Source organism: Anaerococcus porci (assembly GCF_034090325.1).
GTDB classification, from domain to species: domain Bacteria; phylum Bacillota; class Clostridia; order Tissierellales; family Peptoniphilaceae; genus Anaerococcus; species Anaerococcus porci.
The window spans coordinates 1-4,427 of record NZ_JAXDSU010000032.1 but is presented as its reverse complement, the minus strand read 5'-3'; the positions used below and the strand labels follow the sequence as shown (position 1 = coordinate 4,427).

At 31.9% G+C, this 4,427-nt stretch carries 6 protein-coding genes; 1 reads left to right on the top strand and 5 read right to left on the bottom strand.

What is annotated here, in order from left to right:
• The 4 genes from SOR60_RS03370 to SOR60_RS03355 all read right to left on the bottom strand — a co-directional run.
• The coding region (locus SOR60_RS03370; RefSeq protein WP_320595194.1) for a DUF2800 domain-containing protein at window positions 1–879 on the bottom strand (879 nt) is incomplete at its 3' end.
• On the bottom strand, window positions 879–1,163 hold the full coding sequence (locus SOR60_RS03365; protein ID WP_320595193.1) for a hypothetical protein: 285 nt from the start codon (window positions 1,161–1,163) through the stop codon (window positions 879–881). The genes SOR60_RS03370 and SOR60_RS03365, both read right to left, overlap by 1 nt.
• Window positions 1,141–1,278, bottom strand: coding sequence for a hypothetical protein (locus SOR60_RS03360; protein WP_320595192.1), 138 nt, complete (start codon window positions 1,276–1,278; stop codon window positions 1,141–1,143). Before SOR60_RS03360 ends, SOR60_RS03365 begins: the two co-directional genes overlap by 23 nt.
• 90 nt (window positions 1,279–1,368) lie before the next feature.
• Window positions 1,369–1,881 (bottom strand): RNA polymerase sigma factor FliA, encoded by a 513-nt coding sequence (locus SOR60_RS03355; RefSeq protein WP_320595191.1) that lies wholly within the window; start codon window positions 1,879–1,881, stop codon window positions 1,369–1,371.
• Between the two features lie 356 nt (window positions 1,882–2,237).
• On the opposite strand from SOR60_RS03355, the gene SOR60_RS03350 reads away from it, so the two are divergent.
• Window positions 2,238–3,446, top strand: a complete 1,209-nt coding sequence (locus SOR60_RS03350) for a hypothetical protein (RefSeq protein ID WP_176269796.1) — start codon at window positions 2,238–2,240, stop codon at window positions 3,444–3,446.
• Window positions 3,447–3,466: 20 nt separating this feature from the next.
• Here the strand turns inward: SOR60_RS03350 and SOR60_RS03345 are convergent.
• Window positions 3,467–4,427, bottom strand: a 961-nt coding sequence (locus SOR60_RS03345) for an LlaJI family restriction endonuclease (RefSeq protein ID WP_320595190.1), incomplete at its 5' end; no start/stop codon positions are given.

Here is a 4,427-nt window from a genome sequence, read left to right as displayed (position 1 = left end):
TTTTCTATTTGACCTACCTTCAACAAGTTTTAGGCCCTTCCACCTATGGCCCTTCATTGCTCTTTCTAAAGCGTAAGCCTTGATATCTTTGACCCATTGTTCCAGTTCATCTAATCTTGGTAGGATTTCTTCAATTTCATCGTCAGATAGTTCTGGTGGTAGGGTAAATTCCTCTTGTGCTAGTTTTAGGTTTTCTTCCGCTCTTTTTCTGCATTTATTCTTAGCTTTGCAGAAGATACACCATTCTCCACAAGAGAATTCTCCTTCGCCTATATATGCTTTCTCAGCAATCTCTCGTACGGATTCTCCCCACTCATAAAGTTCTATCTTTTTAATTTCATAAGATGAGATGTTACACCTTCTTGGTTGATAGATATGAAGAACTACTTTCTCGATATCATAAATTCCATCGAAGAGAGTCAGAGCACCAAGTCCATATAACATGAGTTGTGTGTTTTCTCTAGCGTCTACCAAAACACCTTGGCCATACTTTAAGTCAATTACATGGAGTTCTTTTCCTCCAACAACTACACAGTCAGCTGTGCCAAATGACTCTTTAACATAGTCCGATAAGTCAAGTCTTTCTTCCACAAAGACGGCTGGGCTTTCGTACCTACTTATTACTTCTGTCACATATGAAGCATATCCCTCAGTTAGCTCATCCATTTCTTCATCATAAAAATCCAAATCATCAGTAGGATCTTTTACATCTAAGCCTAATAACTTTTTTAGTTTATATTCTGCTAAGGCATGGGCTGAGGTGCCTTCAAGTGCATAAGAACTAACTTCATCTTCATATTTTTGAGAGAGCCTAACGCTTGGTGGACAGTGAATCCAGCGTGAACTACTTGATGCAGATAATATTGCGTGATCGCCCATCAGAGTTTCTCCACATCTGCTATCAAGTCTTTATAGTTACTTGGTTCAATCTCAGATAACTTTTTAGCTCCATACTTTTCTAAGAGTTCTCTTATCTTAGCTGTATGGCCTAATCTTGATTTGTCGGCTAGTATCTTTCTAACATCTTCAATCTCATAGGTCTTTTCATTCTGATTTACTTTCTCTTCCTTTTTAGGAACTTCCTCATCACTTTCTAAAGCTGTTAGTAGGACTCCTATACTTGATGCAAGATTCTCTGCATCAACCATTACATTTTTTAGCAATTTTATCCTTGACACCTTTTTTATCCTCCATTTCTTTTAATAACTGTCTTGCTAATTTTCTCGCTACAATTGATATGGCATATAAGCTTGTCGCCATTTCTTCTTTCTTTTCCATGAAGACTCCCTCCTCTCTTAGATGCTAGAGGTAAGAACCAAATAATTAATTCAGTTCTTAACCCCTTCACTAGCCCTAAGACAAAATCGACTATCTTGTTAGGATATTTTTTAGAATTTCTTTATTTTTTTTAATGCTTGTATTAATTTTCCACACAGAAACCTCTAAGATTTCAGCTAGTTGTCTTTGAGTTAAATCTGTGTGAAAAACTAATTTCATAAGTTTTCTATCAAAATCGGGAAGTTTTTCAATTTCCTCTGCTAATGCTTCCAACATCAGATGTTTAACAGCCATATTTTCAATTTCCGATTCATAAAAATGATTAATATTTTTTCTTTTATCTTCCTTTTTCATTTTTTCTACTTCATGTAGAGGAATAATACTCACTCCATCTTCAGCCATTTCCTTAAACATTCTTTGGCGTCTTTTCTGATATTTACGTTCTTCTCGAATTGCCTCTAAATAAGCTTCTTTACTAACTTCTTCTTTGTATACATAATAAGTTCCATCTTTTCTTCTGACTTTTATTAAGTCTTTTACATCCAAACCAAAATCTTCTGCTGCCTCTTTTGTCATAAGTGTTTCTAACCATCGTTTTTCCATTAAAAAAACCTCTCTTTGCCATCTCGTTTGAGATGCAAAAGAGGCGTTCAATTTGCTAGTCTTAGTTTTGTCCACGACAAATAACGGTAGCTGCATTGAAAGAGAAACTAATCTTTATCACTAGTTTCTATTCTTTTTGCATCTCCGTATTCGTGGCCACTCATACTTTTGAGATTTAATATTTTCGTACCTTGCTGGTACACTTATATTTTTACACACTTCGGGCTTTGATAAATATATGTAAAATTACTCATCACTTTAAAAAAAATAAATTGAAAAAATAAGAAAATTATGTGCTATAATATATTTAATGAGTGATTATTTCTAAATAATAAATTATTAAGGAGGAGTTAAAGATGACCGAGGATTTATCTAGAGAATTTTTGACATATTTTACATTTGAAAATGACAAATGTATCTGCGAAATTGAAAAAGTAGCTGATAATAAAACAAATCGTCTTGTCGAAAACTTAGTTGTAAAAAAAGTAAAAGAAAAAGATATTCCTGTGGCTTACTTTTATGGGGAAGGCTTAAAACTTTCTGATATAAAAGATAAATCTAAGAATAATATTCTTGGTGAATTTTTAGGCATAAAAAAAGACGATTTATACACTTATAAATCGTTCTTTGAAAAATATGGATTTTTATTTACGCTAGATGACGATGATTTTTATAGCATAGATATCGATAAGGTTAACGACTTGAAAAATAATTTACTAGCCTTTGTTTTCCTTATGAATAATCAATTTGATAATTATCTGTTTTATAAAGTGAATAGTGTTCAGGAATTGCTTGATGCTACCTTATATCTAATCTTTAAAGATGAGTCCGAATTTATAATAGGTGACAAAGAAGTATTTACTATTAAAAAAAGCAAAGTTAAAACAGTGATAGATGGCGCCAATTCACATAATGAAAGTTCACATAATATAAAACAAAAAATAGTAAATGGACAAAAGATAGAGTATTTTGAGATTAAAGATTTATTGTCTAAAAACGGAATCAACGAAATAGATGTCGAAACATATAATGATATAAAACTAGGAAATTTCCCACAATGGTTTAAAAATTTATGTAGAGTCTATAAAAATAAAAGACAATTATTAGATGATCCAAAGTATAATATTGTGGTTGATTTTTTATTTCATTTTTCAACAGAATATCTCACATTTTCTCAAAGTGATATATCATTAGAGGGGACATTTGAAGATAACTTATATGAAGACATCACAAAGGATAGAAAACTGTTAAAAGCCTTAATGGAAGTATCTAAAATTCTTTTAGAAGATGAATTTGAAACAAATCTTTCCAGCGTAACACCGAAATTTAACATCAATGACATGAAACCCGATTGGAAATTGCCATCTTTGTATACTGCTCTTTATTTTTCTTTATTTTATATGAATAGTAAAGAAAATGAATTGAGAAAATGTAAAAATGACAACTGTAAAGAGTTTTTCCAAGTTTCCAGAACGAACTCCAGAAAGATATATTGTTCTCTTGTGTGTTGTAATGCAGTTGCACAGAGAAATTATCAGAAAAAACAACTTCAAAAAAAGAAGTAAGTTTATGCCGCTGCATTTACTTACTTCTTCTTATTTTCATCAATACTATTTTTAATCGCATTTGATAATTTAAAAATCTCTTTTCCACTAGGTCGAATGCTATTTTTTATTAACCACTTTATATCTATTAATATTCCTTGAACTCTTTGATATTTTTCTTTTCCGTCTTTCCAGTCAGAAACAGCCTCTCCTATCGAATAATAATTTTCAACTTTTTCCTCAAAGTTATATACATCCTCACAAGAATCATACGGCATTAAAAAAGCGTTATATACTTCCATACCGGCTTTTCTCTCTTCTTCAAATTTCTCATCAAAACTTACATACTCTCCATATGAGATTTGCTTATTAATAGAACTGGAATTTGGTAGGTCGGACGGGAATCTTGTTACACCATACTTGTAATATTTAGCATCCAAGATAAATACATCCCCAGATTCCTTCATAATGGTGTCCGGCTCCAGAGCTGCATTTTCATTATTTTTCCCAATTTTTAGGAGCCACTTTGTCCTTGGAAAATAATAATTTTTTTCTACATTTCCAAACGTAGCTTGAATCAACCTTTCCCAAATGTATTCGAAATTATTTGTTCCAAAGTAAAATTGCTCGGGATCATCTATTGTGTTTTCAAAATTTAATATATCCAACATTGCTTGGAACAGTCTTTTATCTTTGTCAACATTGGTTCTTAATATTTTGTCACTAAGATATCTATTATACACCTGTGTGTTTTCAACAGGCTTAGGCTTTTTAGGTGATTGAAGTTTATATATCCAGCCTAATCTTATATAACTCTTATATACACAAAATTTATTTATTTCTGTTATCAAATCTTTGTCTGTTTCATTGTGCTGTTTCACTCTGTATTGTGGATACACTATTCCGTTTTCCGTCGGAATGGCATTCTTTGTTTCTAAAAGAACTGTTCTAGGCCAGTGAATTTGACCTGAAGTACCTCTTGTAAATTGTTCTTCTGTTATC